This is a genomic window from Enterococcus casseliflavus NBRC 100478 (assembly GCF_001544095.1).
In the GTDB taxonomy this organism is placed as follows: Bacteria; Bacillota; Bacilli; order Lactobacillales; family Enterococcaceae; genus Enterococcus_D; species Enterococcus_D casseliflavus.
This window is the reverse complement of record NZ_BCPT01000015.1, coordinates 64,267-82,213: the sequence shown is the minus strand read 5'-3', so window position 1 is coordinate 82,213 and position 17,947 is coordinate 64,267. Positions and strand designations below refer to the sequence as shown.

At 41.3% G+C, this 17,947-nt stretch carries 16 protein-coding genes and 1 tRNA gene; 2 read left to right on the top strand and 15 right to left on the bottom strand.

Annotated features, from left to right (window positions below):
• Positions 1–88 precede the first annotated feature (88 nt).
• The 10 genes from ECA1_RS12940 to ECA1_RS12895 all read right to left on the bottom strand — a co-directional run bounded on the left by ECA1_RS12940 (position 89) and on the right by ECA1_RS12895 (position 10,898).
• Entirely contained in the window at positions 89–1,519 is a 1,431-nt protein-coding gene (locus tag ECA1_RS12940) for a 6-phospho-beta-glucosidase (protein WP_060792695.1), read from the bottom strand.
• A gap of 25 nt (positions 1,520–1,544) precedes the next feature.
• Positions 1,545–2,837, bottom strand: coding sequence for a PTS sugar transporter subunit IIC (locus ECA1_RS12935; RefSeq protein ID WP_005225288.1), 1,293 nt, complete (start codon positions 2,835–2,837; stop codon positions 1,545–1,547).
• A 155-nt stretch (positions 2,838–2,992) separates the two neighbouring features.
• Positions 2,993–3,730 (bottom strand): MurR/RpiR family transcriptional regulator, encoded by a 738-nt coding sequence (locus ECA1_RS12930; RefSeq protein ID WP_010747610.1) that lies wholly within the window; start codon positions 3,728–3,730, stop codon positions 2,993–2,995.
• Positions 3,731–3,772: 42 nt separating this feature from the next.
• A complete protein-coding gene (locus ECA1_RS12925) occupies positions 3,773–4,579 on the bottom strand; it encodes an MBL fold metallo-hydrolase (RefSeq protein ID WP_060792694.1) in 807 nt (268 codons plus the stop codon).
• Positions 4,580–4,634: 55 nt separating this feature from the next.
• Positions 4,635–5,489, bottom strand: coding sequence for a two-component system regulatory protein YycI (locus ECA1_RS12920; protein WP_005225285.1), 855 nt, complete (start codon positions 5,487–5,489; stop codon positions 4,635–4,637).
• Positions 5,490–6,800 (bottom strand): YycH family regulatory protein, encoded by a 1,311-nt coding sequence (locus ECA1_RS12915; protein ID WP_060792693.1) that lies wholly within the window; start codon positions 6,798–6,800, stop codon positions 5,490–5,492. It lies immediately after the preceding gene.
• A complete protein-coding gene (gene walK, locus ECA1_RS12910) occupies positions 6,797–8,638 on the bottom strand; it encodes a cell wall metabolism sensor histidine kinase WalK (protein WP_060792692.1) in 1,842 nt (613 codons plus the stop codon). Before walK ends, ECA1_RS12915 begins: the two co-directional genes overlap by 4 nt.
• A 3-nt stretch (positions 8,639–8,641) precedes the next feature.
• On the bottom strand, positions 8,642–9,346 hold the full coding sequence (yycF, locus tag ECA1_RS12905) for a response regulator YycF (RefSeq protein ID WP_010747607.1): 705 nt from the start codon (positions 9,344–9,346) through the stop codon (positions 8,642–8,644).
• Between the two features lie 132 nt (positions 9,347–9,478).
• On the bottom strand, positions 9,479–10,339 hold the full coding sequence (locus tag ECA1_RS12900) for a DegV family protein (protein WP_005225280.1): 861 nt from the start codon (positions 10,337–10,339) through the stop codon (positions 9,479–9,481).
• Positions 10,332–10,898, bottom strand: coding sequence for a DUF1836 domain-containing protein (locus ECA1_RS12895; protein ID WP_060792691.1), 567 nt, complete (start codon positions 10,896–10,898; stop codon positions 10,332–10,334). The genes ECA1_RS12900 and ECA1_RS12895 overlap by 8 nt, the downstream gene beginning before the upstream one ends.
• Before the next feature lie 269 nt (positions 10,899–11,167).
• Here ECA1_RS12895 and ECA1_RS12890 point away from each other — a divergent pair.
• Positions 11,168–11,240, top strand: a tRNA-Lys gene (locus ECA1_RS12890).
• A 475-nt stretch (positions 11,241–11,715) separates the two neighbouring features.
• Here the strand turns inward: ECA1_RS12890 and ECA1_RS12885 are convergent.
• The 5 genes from ECA1_RS12885 to ECA1_RS12860 form a co-directional block, all read right to left on the bottom strand.
• A complete protein-coding gene (locus ECA1_RS12885; protein WP_060792690.1) occupies positions 11,716–11,994 on the bottom strand; it encodes a type II toxin-antitoxin system PemK/MazF family toxin in 279 nt (92 codons plus the stop codon).
• The gene (locus ECA1_RS12880) at positions 11,981–12,256 is read right to left on the bottom strand and encodes a type II toxin-antitoxin system RelB/DinJ family antitoxin (RefSeq protein ID WP_005225277.1); all 276 of its coding nucleotides are present in this window, start codon (positions 12,254–12,256) and stop codon (positions 11,981–11,983) included. Before ECA1_RS12880 ends, ECA1_RS12885 begins: the two co-directional genes overlap by 14 nt.
• Before the next feature lie 931 nt (positions 12,257–13,187).
• Positions 13,188–13,676, bottom strand: coding sequence for a P-loop nucleotide/nucleoside kinase family protein (locus ECA1_RS12870; RefSeq protein ID WP_034868317.1), 489 nt, complete (start codon positions 13,674–13,676; stop codon positions 13,188–13,190).
• A 536-nt stretch (positions 13,677–14,212) separates the two neighbouring features.
• Positions 14,213–14,602 carry a DUF4430 domain-containing protein gene (locus ECA1_RS12865; RefSeq protein ID WP_060792688.1) on the bottom strand — a complete coding sequence of 130 codons (390 nt, stop codon included), beginning with the start codon at positions 14,600–14,602 and terminating at the stop codon, positions 14,213–14,215.
• A gap of 87 nt (positions 14,603–14,689) precedes the next feature.
• Entirely contained in the window at positions 14,690–17,167 is a 2,478-nt protein-coding gene (locus tag ECA1_RS12860; RefSeq protein WP_060792687.1) for a vitamin B12-dependent ribonucleotide reductase, read from the bottom strand.
• A 140-nt stretch (positions 17,168–17,307) separates the two neighbouring features.
• On the opposite strand from ECA1_RS12860, the gene ECA1_RS12855 reads away from it, so the two are divergent.
• Entirely contained in the window at positions 17,308–17,847 is a 540-nt protein-coding gene (locus ECA1_RS12855; protein WP_060792686.1) for a hypothetical protein, read from the top strand.
• Positions 17,848–17,947 lie beyond the last annotated feature (100 nt).

Below are 17,947 nucleotides of genomic sequence, written 5' to 3'. Positions count from 1 at the left end.
TGTGGTTCATTCTGACCCAGATTTGATTTTACACAACTCATCAGTCCTTATTGACAAAGAGCCGAAATTTTGCGTAACGTTTTTTTCTTTAGACTTTCGTGCCATTGGACGCAATCACTTGCTGATACCATGCAAATGAATCTTTCTTCTGACGAGCAAGGGTTCCATTTCCTTCATTGTCTTTGTCCACATAGATCACACCATAGCGTTTCTTCATTTCCCCTGTCCCCGCAGAAATCAAGTCAATGATGCCCCACGGTGTATAACCTAATAAGTCGACGCCATCATAAGCTACTGCTTCTTTCATCATTTCGATATGGGCTTTTAGGTAGTCAATACGGTAGTCATCGTGGATCTGTCCATCCTCTTCCACCGTATCCACCGCACCAAAGCCATTTTCTATAATGAAAAGCGGCAATTCGTAGCGTTCGTTAAACCAGTTCATGGCATAGCGCAAGCCTACGGGATCAATCTGCCAGCCCCATTCAGAAGCATCGACATAAGGATTGCCCACCAGATCTTGGCTCTCATCATAGTCATAGGTTGGATCATTCTCCTTGCCTTTGATCGCAAATGACATATAGTAACTAAAACCAATGTAGTCAACACAACCTTTCGCCAAAGCTGCTTCATCTTCAGGGGTGATATCTAAATCAAATTGTTTTCTTTCAAAATAGCTGCGCATATAACTCGGATAGTGCCCACGGGCATGAACATCTGAAAACCAATAGCGCCGTTGCATGGCCACCGTGGCTGCCATCATGTCTTTGGGATCGCAAGAATACGGATAGATTGGGCACATCGCGATCATCGATCCGATTTGAAACGCAGGATTGATCGCATGTCCTAGCGCCACCGCTTTTGCACTGGCAACGAGCTCGTAATGAGCTGCTTGGTACATGACTTTTTCTCGGTCTTCTCCTTCCGTAAAGAACAGACCAGAATTGGTAAATGGCGCAAAATCTTCTTTATAGTTTGCTTGATTATTTATTTCATTGAAGGTCATCCAATACTTCACTTTCTTTTGATAGCGCGTAAAACAAACTTCTGCAAAGCGGACAAACAAATCGATCAATTTACGGTTACGCCAACCTCCGTATTCGGTCACTAAATGATAAGGCATTTCAAAGTGAGACAGGGTAATGACTGGCTCAATGCCATAGCGTAAACACTCATCGAATAATTGATCATAAAAGGCCAGGCCTTCCTCATTCGGCTCGCGCTCATCCCCCTTTGGAAAAATACGGGTCCAGGCAATCGATGTTCGGAAGCACTTCAACCCTAATTCGGCAAAAAGCTTGATGTCTTCAGGATACCGATGATAAAAATCGATCGCTTCATGATTGGGATAGCTTTCGCCCGGTTGGATACCTTCCGTGATTCGGCGAGGAATTCCGTTGCCTCCGACAGTCATGACATCAGCGACAATCACGCCTTTTCCACCCGCACGATAGCCGCCTTCCAATTGGTGAGCAGCGACTGCGCCACCCCATAAAAAATCGCTTCTTAGTTTATTCATTTCTATTCAACCTGCTTCCTTGGTATTAAACGATCTCTGTTTCTTGTTTATAGTTCAAACTATCGACTTTACGAATGAAAGGATAGTAAATAAAGAAGCCGATTGCTAAAACAACAAATTGTAAAATAGCGGTCCGAATGCCACCTACTAGAAAACCTGAAATGATCGGCGGGGTCGTCCATGGAACTTGCACAGCAGTAAATAGCGGTACGATACCGGTATAAAGTGCAAAATACGTGATCACGCCTGAAACCATCGGTGTCAAAATAAATGGTAATACCATGATTGGGTTCATGACGATCGGTGTCGCAAAAATAATTGGTTCATTGATATTAAAGAATGCCGGTATCAAGGAAAGACGTCCTAATTGTTTGAACTGCGCCGAACGGGCAAAAGCCACCATGTATAGCACGATCCCAATCGTCATTCCTGCGCCAGTTACCGTCATAAATTGATCCAAAAACTGCTGGGTCACGATGTGTCCGCCATTTTCTAATGTCAATGCTTTACCAGATTCAAGAATAGCCGTATTGGCTAATGAATTGGCTTGTAAAATTGGTCCCATGATCCCGCCCACGATCGTCGAACCATGAACCCCAAAGAACCACAAGAATGGCACTAAGAAGCCTAGCATCATTGCACCACCAAGGGAATCCGTCACCCCTTGCATTGGACTTTGAATCACGGTGTAGATCCATTCGACCACGGTTGTTTGAAAAACTTTATCAAAGAAAATATAAATGCCTAATGCGATGGTCGTCAAAACAGCGGCTGGAATCAATGCTGTAAATGAGTTTGCGACATTGGTGGGTACTTGCTCTGGCAGTTTGATTCGGATGTCGCGTTTCAAGAACCACGTATAACCCCAACCCACAAAAAGTCCCACTAAGATGGCACTGATCATTCCTTGTCCACCGGTCCACGTCTTATCAATGACATTTGCGATGGTCACATTTGCTTCAGCATCCGTCACACTTGACTCCATAGTTAATAAGAAAATAACTAAACCAATCATTCCTGCAGGGAGTCCTTCGTAACCTTCTGCTTTTACATATGAATAGGCGATGCCCATTACGGCGAAAAAGGCCATAATTGCAAAAGAGGCGCCATAGGCTTGGTTGAAGTATTCACCTAAGCCGCTATTCGTTACCCAATCCGCAATCGACTGGACGGGAAAGTTTGCTAATAGTAGGAAAATCGATCCTACGATTGAAAAGGGCATCGTATAGAGCATACCGTTTCTTAATGCAGTGATTGCTTTCGTATTGACAAATTTTAATATTGGGGGTAATAATTTCTCATTGATCCATTCGTTCATCTCACATCACTCCTAAAATAAAATTCCATCCACCGGCCAGTGAATTCGCTTACAAATAAATCTTAATAGATAATATTCCCCTTGCCTATAGCTTTTCTAAGTTATGAAACATGTTCCAACAAAAAAAACAGCCGAAGCTGTTTTTTTACGATCACTTAGATTTGCTTGTAGACTTGATGGGCTAAAAGTTCGATCAGTGTAATCACTGGGACTTGCGTCGTCAGGTTCAAATCGACTTCTTTTCCCCCACTGACGACGGGCATATAGTAGGAAATATTGTAATCTGCCATTTGGGCGATCGTCGATTTTTCATCATTAGTGATACTGAGTACTTTTGCCCCATACCGTTTGAAGTCCTCCGTTTGCTTGATCATTTGAATGGTTTCCCCCGAAACTGATAAAATGATCGCTAACGTATTTTCCATCCCACGAGGCGGTACTGGCAAAAAGGGATCGACGATGCTATAGGCATTGATGCCTAAATTAGCAAAATAGCGGCTGCCATAGGTGCCAAGAATGCCACTTGTGCCGATACCTGAAAACGCCACATGGCGTGCGGAAAGAATCAGTTCTACCGCTGGCTGGATAAACTTACGGTAATCTTCATTATTGACTTTTTTTAAGAATGTATTGACTTGGATCGTTGCATCATAGAAAAGATCAAACGCTCGTGCATCTTGTTCCTTTTTTTGACAGATCGCATACTTTAACTCTGAATACCCGCGATAGCCTAATTTCGTGATACATCGTAAAATCGTCGAGGTCGAGACATGGCATGCAGCTGACAATTCGCGGATCGTCAGTTGATCGATCTCTTCAAAATGCTGGACAATGTACTTATAAACAGCCATTTCAAGCTCGTTCAGACGCTTGATTTTTTCTTCATCAAACATACCTGCTGCCTCCACCCGACAATTTTATCCTTTGTTGATCGATTAGATTGCAAATAACTCCGTCGCTTTGTCAGGATCGGTATCATAGACTTCAAATGTTTCTCCAACACCTAGATCATGTTCTTTCATGGTGTTGACCATCGTTAAGTGCGCCAACTCTTTCAAGTTGTTTTCTTTACTTAAATGACCAAGATAGACCCGTTTGGTATTGTCGGTCAAGATATCCGTCATGACCAGAGCGCCATCTTCATTCGATAAGTGACCACGATCTCCAAGAATTCGCTGTTTGAGGCTCCATGGGTAAGGGCCCATTCGCAGCATTTCTAGGTCATGGTTGCTTTCCACAAGGTACGCATCGGCGCCTTTGATAATGCCTCGCACATGATCGCTGCAATAACCGGTGTCCGTCAACATCACGAATGATTTGCCGTCTTTATGGAAACGATAAAATTGCGGCGCTGCAGCATCGTGAGAGACGCCAAAGCTTTCAATGTCCAAGTCACCCAAGGTCAGCACTTTTCCCATTTCAAAGATATGTTTTTGTTCGACAGCGACGTTACCGATCATTGGATCAATCGCTTGCCATGTTTTTGTATTCGCATAGACATCAAGTTTGTATTTTCGCGCCAGTACTCCGACACCGTGGATATGATCCCGGTGTTCGTGGGTCACAAGAATGGCGTCCAAGTCTTCTGGTTTCCGCCCTACTTCATCCAATAATGAAGTGATCTTCTTGCCGCTCAAACCGGCATCCACTAAGATCCGCTTTTTATTGCTTTCGATATAGAGCGAATTTCCTGAACTTCCGCTGGCTAGGATACTTACTTGAAAGGCATTTTCCTTCATCATGGTTTACGTGACTTCCTCTCTGGTTGTTTCAACGAGTTCCATTATACCCGCTTTTTTATGGATTTTCTACCTTTTGAACGGCATTATTCGTGATGATCCGATTGCTAAAGGCATTGACCGTTTCGATTTGGATGGTGTCATCGCCATCTAATTGGAACGCAATAAACCATGCAGGAATATACACATTTTTTTCCCTAACCTTCAAAATCATCGTATAGGCTAATTCCGTCCAGAGAATTTTCGAGTGACTCGGCAGCTTGTTGTTTAGATAAAGCGTATTTACTGCTTCTTTTTCTGAATAGACCGTCATCTTTTCCCTTAGAGGCGTAATATTGGAGATATGTGTTTGCGTGTAACGAGCAATCTGCAATAGATCATCCGTTTGTTCTAAGGTGATATCGATTCGACTTGAGCTGTCATTGAAAGGAATGCCTTCATAGGATTGAACCGCCACCACGGTCGGATGATTGGCGTTCAAGACAGAGAGGTTTTCCAAATAGTCATATTCATCCCCAAACAGGACTTGATCTTTTCGTTGCAAAAAACCATTGACGGTTTCTTCCGTTTGGGAATCATCACTGATGTAAAAGCCATTGGTTGAGACATGGATCAACTGCTGACCTTTGACCGTCGACCCTCTTTTGAACTGCGTATTGAGTTGCGGATTTCGTAGCTCCACATCAAAATCCGTCTGTTCACCGCTCAAATAATAGCCACTCAAGACCTCATCTGATAATTCGCCAGAATACCGAATGTCCTCAGACTCGAGACGTTGTTCGATAGGAATCGTTTGGTTTGATTGTGAAACCATCTGATGCTCGCTGCGAGCCTCACTGTAAACATTGAATAAAAAGACGTTCAGACCAAGAAAAGCGAGGAAAAAAATCCATTCGATTCGTTTAAAATCCAATTAATTCTCCTCCGTTTCTGCTAATTTTGTCATTAATGCATCATAACTGATCCAAGACGAGTCATAATTGACATACCAAGCAGGCGTCAAATCAACGAGTGGTGCATCTTTGATCTCCCCCCATTGATAGCCAACGATGATCTGTTGCAATAATTCAGGATCAGCCCCTGCCGCAATCAGATCATTTTTGACCGACAAACTAGAGGGTAATTCAATCTCGGTTTCAGAAGGAATCGGCACTTGAATCGCGTTCAAACTGGCAGAAATCGTCATTTCCCGACTGCCGGTCTGACCACTTTCTGAAAAAGCCACACTGATCACCCCTTGACCACCAGTACTAAAGACTGGATAGCCTTCAACGAAAACCCGATAATCCAAGTGCTTGTCTTGTTGATCAAAATAGCGGATCGTCCCAAAATTGTTGCCTAAACGAATAATATAATCCGCACTCAACATCGCCAGATCCGTTTCATCGGAATCATCTGTGGTAGTTTCAAACTTGACTTGCTGCTGATCTTGCAAGACCGTCATGTTTTGCCCACCTTCATAATAGTAGGTATCGACACTTTCATCATTGATCTTGACGTTTTTAGGATTGCTGAAAAAGGCTTCTCGAAACAAGCTCTGAGATTGAGTCGAAGAATAGTAGCTGTATTTTTTCAGCTTGATCGAATCCTGCGTATAATATTGCTTGCTGGATCGTTCTTCATCTGCCACCATTGTCGTCCATTCTCGAGGGTTGTCTGCTAGTAAGTGTTTTACTTGGCTTTTGTCCCAGTCGATTTTTCCTCGCACCACTCGTTGATGGGTAAAATCAACAAATTGGATCGTGTTTTCTTCAAGGTCAAACTGGATGCGGGAAAACGGAAAATCCTCTGTTTCACTTTCGTCCTCTAAGGACAGCTCTTTTTCAAAGGTTTTCTCATAATCTTTCAAGTAAAACGTTGTATAGTAGTTTAAGGACACCCCTTGATTGACTTCTTGGGCTTTTGAAAAAGCTTGTTCCTCGCCATAGGTTCGCAGCGTCAAATCACTGATCGTTGCCTCATTGATCGCCTCTTGGATCTCACGAATCACCGCTTCAGAGTTGGTTTCTTTGATCGCGTCCTCGTCATTCCAAGTCAAATACAGGGGCAAAAACAAATCGCTTTTTTGTTTGTAGGTTTGAACCGAAGGATTGACGCCGGTATCTGTTTCCGTGCTGGCATTGTTGAACCCAGTCGGATTCAGCCAAATCATATAGGAGAAATAAAAACTCAAGGCGATCATTACGATCAAGCCTACACGAATGATTTTTTCTGAGATTCTCATACCCACCAATCCTCCTCATACGGTTCATACGGCAACATGATGTAAAATGTTGACCCGCGATTTTCTCGACTTTCCGCCCAAATCGCACCGCCATGAGCTTTGATGACTTCTCGTGAGATCGCCAATCCTAAGCCAGTACCTCCTTGCTGACGGGCACGAGCTTTGTCGACTCGGTAAAAACGATCAAAGATCTTTGCGAGATCTTTTTTCGGAATCCCTAGTCCTTGGTCATTGATGCTAAGTACGATGTTGTTATGGGTCTCCATCAATTTCACCGTAATGATCCCGCCATCTGGCGAATATTTGATGGCATTATTCATGATGTTATCGATCACTTGGATCATTTTATCGGTATCGACTTCCAACCATAATTCTCGTTTAGTGAACTCCCGACGAATCAAGTATTTTTTGCTTTCATTCGTCACCATCATGTCAAAACGATCCAACACGAAATTGACCATTTCATTGAAATTGATGTATTCCAACTGCAGTTGCGAATTGCCGCTATCCATCCGCGACAGACTCAACAAGTCATTGATCATCCGAATCATTCGATCCGTTTCATCCAACGTCACTTTCAAAAAGTTCGGCGCAATTTCTGGGTCTTTCCAAGCACCCTCACTCAACGCTTCGATGTAGCTGCGCATACTCGTTAATGGTGTCCGTAACTCATGAGAAACGTTGGAAACGAACTCTCGCCGTTCCTGTTCATTTTTTTCTTGCTCTGTAACATCGTGCATCACCGCAACTAACCCAGAAATAAAGCCAGACTCCCGACGAATCATGGAGAAATCGATGCGCAAAATCATATTTGTTCCCGTCAAATCATTACTAGGACGCTCCAACAGCATGTCTTCAGGATTTTCCAAAAGCTTTCGTAACGTGTATTCTTCATCGATTTCCAATAACGTCAAAATCGACTGCCCGATCGCTTCTTCGTTGCTGACATTTAACAAGGACATCGCCATCTCATTGATGGTAATGACTTTGCCTCGTCGGTCGGTGGCAACAACGCCGTCTGTCATGTGAGACAAGACGCTGTCCAAGCGGTTTCGCTCAGATTCCATCGCCTCTTGAGTCTCTTCGATTCGTTCTCCTAGTTGATTAAAGGTCTCCGCCAGTTGCCCCAATTCATCTTTTCCATGAATCGCGACCTTGCGGCTATAATCTCCTTTGGCGATGCGAATCGCTTGTTCGCGCATCTCTCCGATCGGTTGGGTGATGGAACGAGAGACCAATAGTGCCACAATGATCGAAATCACTGCCGCAATCAGTGAGGCTGTCACAAAAATGACCGCAGTCGTACTGACTTCATTGTATTTTGACTCAAGATTGCTCCGTAAATAAAGGGTTCCTAAAACGGTATCCCCTGTCGGTGATTGGATCGACTGCACGATATTGAACACCCGCTGGCCGCTGGATTCATCATAGAGGACTTCACTGCGGTTCGTATCGTAATCACGGTAATCATTTTTTTCTCCCACCGAGCCACGATCATTGATATTGGTGGTTGCACGAATGATCCCTTGCTCATCCACCACCCGCATCTCCAAAATTTCCGATGAGTTGGTACTCGTTAAGATACGATTCAAGGAAGCATTCATGGAATCCCAATCTAAACCGTCATCATTATCCATTCGACTCAATTCAGAGCCTAACGTTACCACTAACGTGCTGGCACGTGCCTCCATGTCGCGTTTGAAGGCATCGACCGTTGTTCTTTCCAATTCGCGAATAAAATACGCCCCGATAATCTGGATCGCAATCAATAAGATCAAGATAAAAGTCAGGGCGATTTTGAAGTTCACCGATTGAAAAAAGCGAACTTTATTTTTCATAGCTTATTCCTGTTCTGGGTTCCGCAAGTAATAGCCCACTCCGCGACGAGTAACCAAATAATTTGGATGGCTCGGGCTGTCTTCGATTTTTTCACGTAAACGACGCACCGTCACGTCAACGGTCCGGACATCACCAAAGTAGTCATAGCCCCAAACCGTTTGCAATAAATGCTCCCGGGTCATCACTTGACCAAGATGTTTTGCCAAGTAGTGCATCAATTCAAACTCTCGGTGCGTCAATTCAATGGCTGCACCATTTTTAGTGACCATGTACGCATCAGGATGAATGGTTAAATCACCAATCGTTAATTCGCTGTTGGCGTTATCGTCTGCTTCCTTCGCAGCTGCCGAGCCGCGACGCAGATTGGCTTTGACGCGGGCCACCAATTCCCGGTTTGAAAATGGTTTGGTTACATAATCGTCCGCACCAAGCTCGAGGCCTAGTACTTTATCGATTTCAGAATCTTTGGCTGTGACCATGATGATCGGCATGTCATGGGTTTTGCGCACTTCCCGTGCAACTTCCAACCCATCCATTTTTGGCAGCATCAAATCAAGCAAAATCAGATCAGGATCGACCTCGGCTACTTTTTCTAATGCCTCTTCTCCATCATAGGCGGTATATACTTCATATCCTTCTTTGGTTAAATTAAATTTGACGATATCAGAAATTGGTTTCTCATCGTCCACGACTAGGATCTTTTTCAAAAATGTCACCTCAATTTTTTTTGGTTTCTTACTTATTATACATTATTTAAACGGGCTTTTCATCTTTCCCAAAAACCGCAGCCTCATTCTTAAGGAAAGCACAAAAAAAGAAAGGCAAGGGGCCTTTCTTTTTTACTCTTCTAAAAGCTGGATACCGATCCCTAACAACCCAGGACCCGTATGGACGACTAATGCGGGAGAGATTTGTCCAAATAAGATTTCTTTGACCTTAGGAAATTCGGCTTCTAATCGTGCTTTCATCTCTTTGGCTTCTTGCAGTGCATCACCTTGCGCCACGGCTAAACGCACATGGCGATGATCACCGATGAATTGCTTGATCAAGTCAACGGTTTTGTCCAAGCTTTTCTTCCGTCCACGAGATTTTGCGACCGTATAGTAGATCCCTTCTTCATTACAAGAGATAATTGGATTCAATTTCAAGGCATTGCCTAAGATGGATGCAACCAGACCGATGCGGCCGCCTTTTTGTAAATACTCTAAGGTAGCTACGTTGAAAAAGACTTTGTTTTTCGGCACTTCATTCGTTAATTGTGCCCGCAGTTCTTCCCAAGTCACGCCTTTTTCTAACAGTTCTGCTGCACGAATCGCTTGCAGCCCTGCACCGATTCCGATATTTTTCGTATCAAGCACGAAAACCTCAAGATCCGTCCGTTGTTCACCTAACAGGCGAACGACGTTAAACGTTCCGCTCAATCCGCTGGAGATGGTTACGGCAAAGACTTTCTCATACCCATCGGCTTTGATCCGATCAAAGATTTCCCCGATCGCAGCCCCGTCAGGTAACGAGGTACTAGGGATCTCTTGCGGCAAGCGCTCGTAGATTTCTTCCGCAGTAATATCAACTTTATCGGTATAGGTCCGATCCTTGTAGATAATTTGCAATGGCAGCATATACATGCCGTATTGCTCCATGATCTGTGCGGGAACATCGGTACCTGAATCAACTAATAGGGCAATTTTCTCTTTATTCATGGTCTTCTCCTTTATGTGTGTCTAAATAAATGACTTCTAATTCAATCGTTTTTTCTGCCAATAGTTTGTTGGCAAAGGAACGCGTCGCACCTTTCATGGCTACTAATTCAATTGGGATCGGTTCCGACGTCATTTGTTCGGGTTCTCCCATTGCTTCTTTGCCGACAAGGTGGATCGCTTTTTCTTGTTCTTCACAAAATACATTGTAGGCATTTCTGATGCCGACGACTTTCCCTTGAAAAAGGATCCCCGTCTTTATTTCAGGAATCGTCAGCACTTGCTTGAGCATCGTGATCGCAATCAAAAATGCGAGATGCTTTTGATTGTAACGTTTCTTCTCTGGTGCTGGAATCATCCCTTTTTTGACATAATTATTGACCATGGAAGAGGTCAATAGCGGATGCTTTTCCGTTTGGATCACCGGCGATAAATATTGATCGATCAATGTGATCACCTGATCCATATACAGTTCCAGCGTTGGCAATTCTTCCCATCTCGGCAGGTGGAAATTCAGCAATGAATTGCCCCAATTTTTCATGTCTGCTTGTAATTTTTCCATGTCATCCTCCATTTTGACGAACAGAAGGTTAGATTATCACAAACTAATCATCTAGTTTTGATAACTAGATACATTTTATCACGGTTTTCTGAGTTTTTAAAGCAATCTGATCAATCTTTTAAGAATTTCCTATCATTTGAATTTGGGAAACAAATGGTGTTTTATTAAGATAACGCCAGTTTCTCAACTGAAAAAAGCGCATATTTTTTTCAAAAGAATGATTGATTTTTCAACAATGGAGTGCTAAGATAATGAAGTACTTTTGGTACGGGCCGTTAGCTCAGTTGGTAGAGCAGCTGACTCTTAATCAGCGGGTCGCGGGTTCGAGCCCCTCACGGCCCATTGGGTGCCAAACCCACGGAACAGGTAAATGTTGGTGCGAAAGCATTTCGAAAACATTTATGCTGTTCCATTTTTTTGTTTATAATTAATTTATTGCCAATTGAATAAGAAGAAATGCCTTGCTGTCAAAAAGTTTCTTATTAAATGATGTATGTAAGAGCTATGCTTTTCGAAAAGTTTTTTTCTACGAGATGACTGAACTCTTTGCACGTGAAATGCTTCGTTTCTCCATAAATTAACTGAGTCAGATAATTTGTGGAAGTAATATCTTCTGTATAAATTCAGTGAGTGCTTCGCTAGTTCAAAAACCTTTACAGTAATTTTTTTCTCACTATTACCACTACAAATTAGATATGAAATCAAAAAAATCACTACCTAGTCCTAATGAAAAGGTAGTGTATTTTTAATGCTGTTCATTCTTCTAAGAGCGCTCCTTAAGAAACTCTTCTAAACGATTCAAATCTTTCTGAGATAGTTACCCTATATCTTTATATTTAAAATCTATTTTTTCTTTGGAAAGAACGAATAACGTTCCTGTGTCAATCCAAGACTCTTTTTTTAAATTTGAATCTTGCCAATCATTGATATGGAAATAAAGCTTTTTTATGCGCTCTGATTTGTGTTCAAACTTGCTTGTAATCGCATAAAAAAGAACTTCATTTTCACTATTCTCAATAATCAAAACTGGTCGTCTTTTTCCTTCTGGTTTACCCACATAAGCCACATACATTGAAACTATTTTATTCATCTTCATCCAACCAAGCCTCGAAAGCCTTATTATCATCTATCCTCGTCACATTAGTAGATTTTTTCGCTAACTTAGCAATTCGCCTAGCTTGCTTTGTTTGTTCAGAAAGTTTTACCTCAAAGGGTAATCCCCCTTTTTCTATGACTTGTTTATAAAAAATAGTAATTGCCGTAGTGGGATTCATTCCTAAATCATGTAAAATATCTTCTGCTTCCATTTTTAGATCTTTTTCAACCGCAATCTGAATTCTTTCTTTTTCCTTCTTCATAACGCACCCCCAAAAAAGAGTTTTTTATACTCATATTACACTCTATTTGAGCGCTATTTTCACTTACTATACTCATAAATAAATTTATTTTTCGCATAAAAAATCTAACTTCTTCAAATTACCTAACTTTTAGTAAGTGGGTTTAACACCCAATGAACAGGTAAATCGTGGCGCGAACCCCTATTTATATTATCTCCATATATTCTTCAAAAAATCCATGGATATTACACTAACACTAATTATCGTAACACCATAAAACAAGGAGCATAACTTGTTAACCTATGTCATGTCCCTTGTTTTTTTAATTCAGGTATTGATAAACTAAATACATAAACCATACTAATCCTATTATAAAAAATAGATTTAAAACGTTTTTATTTATTTTTCTTCTTTGCTCTCCAAAGTATGGCGACCTTTTTTGCCAAAACAATTTCCTGTTTTTCACATCAGAAAAAAACAATTTAAAAATTATAAATAACACAGGAAGAGAAAAATTTAACACTATATAAAAAATATCTGTAGGATCTCCAATTAAAACTAACCCTATCAAAATAAATAATATAATAAGAAAAATTAGTTTATACTGAACTTTCATAACTCACCTATACAATCAATTGATTTTATTCTATTTGTATTCTGAAGGTTCTGAGGGGACGATCGTCATTTTAAAATAGTTCTCCTATTTCTTACCCTCTTTTACAATTTTGGCTGATCTAATTCCTCTCATCAGCAATTGGATACAAATTTCGTACTAGCTGCTCTTATTCTTCATTTGGGGTGGTCACCGCTAAATTATTTCTTCTATCGAAGAATGCAACAAGAAAAGAAATTGCCAATCACTATTTTGCTTCTAGCATGACTGTCCTTCGTGTCCTGCACAGGAATAAGACTAACTGTATTGAAAAAGAGTAAAAAAAGTTTTGAGGCTACTTCATATATTCTTTTGCTCGATCACTACCTCATCTTCATTTACCGGTTCTTCGAATCCTGAAAAAAACCGTTGAAGGATTTCTTCTGTAATAGGAAAAGCGGAATTTGCAGTCTGGACTTTATTTCTGATCGCTAATCGTTTTCGTAAAGTATCATAATCAGCTTTTAGATAGATTACTTTAATCGTCACATCATATGCTGCCAGTAGTTCTCTATAAGCGTCTCGGTGACTTTTAGCCCAAAAACTAGAATCGACAACTACGTTTTTTCCTTCTTGAACAGCCTTTACTGTAAGCTCTTTCAATTTAACTGAAGATAATGAAGAAACTTTTGCATATTTCTCCGAAGGGTAATCAACACCATAAACGCCATAATCTTCCCAAATCAATTCATCTATTGCTAGTCTTACATAGCCTTCTTGCTCTTTTTGTTTTGAGTAAGTGGTTTTGCCTGCACCACTAACGCCACACATCAAAAGTACCTCAACCATTATTCTCCTCCTACCTTTTCTGATCAATAAACAAAGAGAACGAAAAAACCTTATTTGTAATCACCGCTCGTGTTTTAGACCACTGTTCGCCACCACATCTGATGGTACAATGATAACATTGTTTTTATGAACAACAAGCAGATTGGGAAACAATCGCAAGAAAAATAGTAAGTAAAACCATATATTAGAGAATAGAAGCGTTAGCCACTTAAGCTAACGGATAAATCAAATTTTTGTCCATTTCCACTCTACTATAAAAAAATTATTTTCTACAAAAAATAGGAACGAAAGCCAAAATACGAAAGAAACATCATGGCTAAAACTTATGTATGTAATGGTATCTTTACTTCTATTATTCCAATTTTAAAATAAACTAAGCCACCACCCAACCCCTGATAGAAAAACAAGAATAGACTCTTGAATAGAACTTGAATGCAAAACTGCCTCCAAAATCAACGCAAGAGTCTATCTGTATAGATAAAGATCTTTATATGCAAGTTCTTTTGCACCAATAAAGATCCTTAGAATCAAGCAAATCAGAATGCTTTCAAATCAAATGTGATAGTGTCATTGTTCTTTAAAATCAACGCTTGTGCCCCTTTATCGGTCATTTCGTCATTGACGGTATAGACCCAAAATAGATTGGCTTTTTGATCTTGACTGATGCCGTCGATCGAGGTGATAAAGCCATCTTTTTCTTTGATCGCAAAGTTTTCTTTCATTACTTCCAGCAGCGACTCATTTTCTCGGAACGTTACTTCTTTTGAGGTCACAGCTTCTTGATTTTGGATGACGATCGTAGCTGTTCCTTGTTCTTGCTTCAAGGAACTTTGCTGCGTGCTTTCTGGCGTTACACTTGCCTGTTGGCATCCTGTAGCGACGAGTAGTGTGCTCACTAGCAGGAATACGACAAATACTTTTTTCATCTATTTCTTCCTCTCCAATAGTCAAAATACTAATCGTTTTTCTATCCAGTATACGGATAAGAATTATTTTATCACTCTCGTTTTTTCTTAGAGCCCGCATTTTAATTGGATTTTACAGTTTGTGCAGGTACTACAGCCACCGATTTCCTCAATGGTTCCTTCATGGCAGATGGGACAGATTTCACCAGAGGCGACGGGTTCATTTACTTGAACGACAGGCAGCGGTTCAACTTGTGCGGTCAGCTCATTTTCAACCGCTTCTAAGGTAAGTACTTGTGAATCTCGGCTGCCGTCTACATAGACAGTCCCTCCTTTGGCTCCTCCTTCATAAAGATCTCGATAAACCTTGGCTACTTGGCTTACTGTATATCCTTTTGGTGCATTGACCGTTTTTGAAATGGAGCTATCCACCCAGCGTTGTATGGTGCATTGCACACCGACATGCTCTTCGGGCGTCAACTCCATAGCGGAAATGAACCATGCCGGCAACTCCGCTTTGGTTCGTTCAGGATGATCCATCAGGTATTCGTCAACGATTTCCGCATTGATTTCAATAAACTTACCTAGTCGACCGCTTCTAAAATAAGAAAAGGAGTAATAAGGTTCTAAACCAGTTGAAACTCCCGTCATCGTGCCTGTCGATCCTGTTGGCGCAACAGTCAAAAGATGAGAGTTGCGAATACCGAATCGCAGCACGCCTTCGCGGATGTGCGCTGGCATTTTTTTCATGTATCCTGTATCGATAAATTTCTTTCGCAACGCTTGCGTCTCTTGGTCATTTTTTCCAATCAGGAAGGGAAAGCTGCCTTTTTCTTTCGCCAATTCAATGGATGCCTCATAGGCAGTGACTGCCATTGCCTCGAAAATTTGATCAACGAATTGATTTCCTTCTGCCGATCCGTATTTTTTCCCGCAGTAGATCAATAAATCTGCCAAGCCCATGATCCCTAATCCAACACGTCTTTCCCCTTTCGCCTGCTGCTCATTTTTGTCAAAAAAGTAAGGCGTTACGTCAATAACATTGTCTTGGAAACGAACCGCTGTTTTCACGGTTTCTTTTAGTTTGGCAAAATCAACGGTGCCCTTTTGGCGATCCGCCATGTTTGCGAGATTGATGGCTGCCAAGTTACAGACCGCATAAGGGGTTAGGGGCTGTTCACCGCACGGATTAGTTGCTACGACTTTTTGTCCATATGCTGTAGCATTCGTCATCTTGTTGGCATTATCGATAAAGAAAATACCAGGCTCAGCAGAATACGTTGCACAAAAAGTAATCAACTCCCATAACTCACGAGCTTTGATCCTTTGATAGGTTTTGACTTTATGGCCAGCAGCTGCCCATTCTCGCACATCCCCGACTTCAGCCCACTTTGCATCATATTGCGCCATCTCTGCTTCTGAATAATTGTCGATATCTGGAAAGCGTAGCTCATACCACCCATCTGTCTTCACTGCTTCCATGAATTCTTCTGTCAAGCAGACTGAGATATTCGCGCCAGTTAAGAAATCACTTTCTTTCACCGTATAGCTGCCACCTATGCGCAATTTTTCTTTTGCCTTTTGGATCATGTCATTATGTTCCTTATCTGACGATTCAGGCAGTTGTGCTAGATAAGTGAACATTCTTTCTTCCATTTTTGTCAGAGGGTCAAATTGCAGTTTTTCATTGATCAGTTGTTTGATCGTCGCATTTGTGATTGTTTTTTTTAGGTGAAGCAATACAGCAGGATTTTGAATTTTAGAAAGAATAAACGCAAAAATATCTGGATGCCAATCTGCCATCATAATCATCTGCGCTCCACGGCGGCTACCTCCTTGTTCGACAAGGTTCGTCAAGTTTGCCAAATCATTCAACCAAGAAACTGCCCCAGAAGACCGACCACTGACACCGTGGACCACACTTGATTTTGGTCGCAAGGTCGACCCATTGGTTCCGACCCCGCCACCTCGACTCATGATTTCCATAACTTCTTGTCGATGAACAGCAATCCCTTTTCGGGAATCATGGATGAAAGGCATCACAAAGCAATTGAAGTAGGTAACTTGAGAATTTGTTCCTGCTCCATAAAGTACTCTGCCTGCAGGAATTAGGTTTTGCGCCACGATTTGTTGGTAAAACACCTCGAAGAAGCGCTCCTGGTCATGGGACTCGTTGGCAGAAATCCCTTTGGCTACACGATGCGCCACTTGCTCAAAAAAGAGTTCTAACGGTTTTTCAATGTCACTTTTTCTTCTTTTAACAAGTCCATTGGCTTGTTCATCAATATCTTCTAACGCTGAGCGATAGGCCTCTTCCACTTCGATAGAGACTAGTTCCCCATCGATTGCTTTCACAACACCGATTCCTCGCGCAGGATATTTAGGATCAGCTTTCGTTGTCAAAATCACCAAATCATCCTTACGCAATGTTTGATGGGTTTGATCCTTGTATGAATAACGATCCAGCATAATCAAACGAGCGATTCCCTCAAATGTTTGGGTCATTTCTGGTGTGATCGCCGAAACTTCTTGGAAAAACTTGATATCCTCGTTCAATTTCTCAATCGTTTGTTTTTTGTATTCCATTTCTTTCCCTCACCTTCTAAAACACAACATATTGTGCTCGTTTTTTATTATCGTACTATATAATGTGTATTTCAATCTTGAATTTTATTATTTTCCATGTATAATGAGAATGATTATCAATTAGAAAGACGGCGATTTTCATGCTTCCTCCCCAAACCAAGATATTTTCCATCCAAAGAATTTCTCATTTAGCACTGATTACTGCGGCTTGTATCGTTGGACGGTTAGTTTTTGTCTTTATCCCTAACGTTCAGCCTATGAGTGCCCATTTATTTTTAGTGGCTTTTTCTTACCGTTTATCCGATGCGTTGATGATTGCCTTATTAAGTTTGCTCGGAACAAATATCTATCTAGGCATGGGTCCCTGGACGATCAGTCAATTGGCTGCACTTACTATCACCATCATTCTTTTTCATCAGTTTGGAAAAATACCGATCATCAAGAAAAACCGCTTCTTGCAAGCTTTCTTTGCCTTTCTTTGCGGACTTCTTTATGGCTTGATCATTTCGTTGATGGAAGTTTGGCTTTATCAGTTTCCTTCGTTTCTTGCCTATTACCTTCAAGGACTACTGTTCGATTTCTTCCATGCCAGTGGAAACTTCGTCTTTTATCTGCTTTTATGGCCAGTATTTGAGCGAATAACACCCACTTCCTATAAATTGGCGAAAAAAAACGAGTGATTTCGATGGAACGAAGCATTTGGCTAACTTTGTTTACGTGTTTCTTTGAAAGAATGTTCGCGTAAAATTTTTCTTAAAAAAACAAAAAAATTACGTCTAC

What these genes read in the sequence shown, in the direction of transcription:
- ECA1_RS12940 (WP_060792695.1), bottom strand. Translation starts at nt 1,519, where the DNA reads ATGAATAAACTAAGAAGCGATTTTTTATGGGGTGGCGCAGTCGCTGCT.
- ECA1_RS12935 (WP_005225288.1), bottom strand. Translation starts at nt 2,837, where the DNA reads ATGAACGAATGGATCAATGAGAAATTATTACCCCCAATATTAAAATTT.
- ECA1_RS12930 (WP_010747610.1), bottom strand. Translation starts at nt 3,730, where the DNA reads ATGTTTGATGAAGAAAAAATCAAGCGTCTGAACGAGCTTGAAATGGCT.
- ECA1_RS12925 (WP_060792694.1), bottom strand. Translation starts at nt 4,579, where the DNA reads ATGATGAAGGAAAATGCCTTTCAAGTAAGTATCCTAGCCAGCGGAAGT.
- ECA1_RS12915 (WP_060792693.1), bottom strand. Translation starts at nt 6,800, where the DNA reads ATGAGAATCTCAGAAAAAATCATTCGTGTAGGCTTGATCGTAATGATC.
- walK (WP_060792692.1), bottom strand. Translation starts at nt 8,638, where the DNA reads ATGAAAAATAAAGTTCGCTTTTTTCAATCGGTGAACTTCAAAATCGCC.
- ECA1_RS12900 (WP_005225280.1), bottom strand. Translation starts at nt 10,339, where the DNA reads ATGAATAAAGAGAAAATTGCCCTATTAGTTGATTCAGGTACCGATGTT.
- ECA1_RS12895 (WP_060792691.1), bottom strand. Translation starts at nt 10,898, where the DNA reads ATGGAAAAATTACAAGCAGACATGAAAAATTGGGGCAATTCATTGCTG.
- ECA1_RS12885 (WP_060792690.1), bottom strand. Translation starts at nt 11,994, where the DNA reads ATGAAGATGAATAAAATAGTTTCAATGTATGTGGCTTATGTGGGTAAA.
- ECA1_RS12880 (WP_005225277.1), bottom strand. Translation starts at nt 12,256, where the DNA reads ATGAAGAAGGAAAAAGAAAGAATTCAGATTGCGGTTGAAAAAGATCTA.
- ECA1_RS12870 (WP_034868317.1), bottom strand. Translation starts at nt 13,676, where the DNA reads ATGGTTGAGGTACTTTTGATGTGTGGCGTTAGTGGTGCAGGCAAAACC.
- ECA1_RS12865 (WP_060792688.1), bottom strand. Translation starts at nt 14,602, where the DNA reads ATGAAAAAAGTATTTGTCGTATTCCTGCTAGTGAGCACACTACTCGTC.
- ECA1_RS12860 (WP_060792687.1), bottom strand. Translation starts at nt 17,167, where the DNA reads ATGGAATACAAAAAACAAACGATTGAGAAATTGAACGAGGATATCAAG.
- ECA1_RS12855 (WP_060792686.1), top strand. Translation starts at nt 17,308, where the DNA reads ATGCTTCCTCCCCAAACCAAGATATTTTCCATCCAAAGAATTTCTCAT.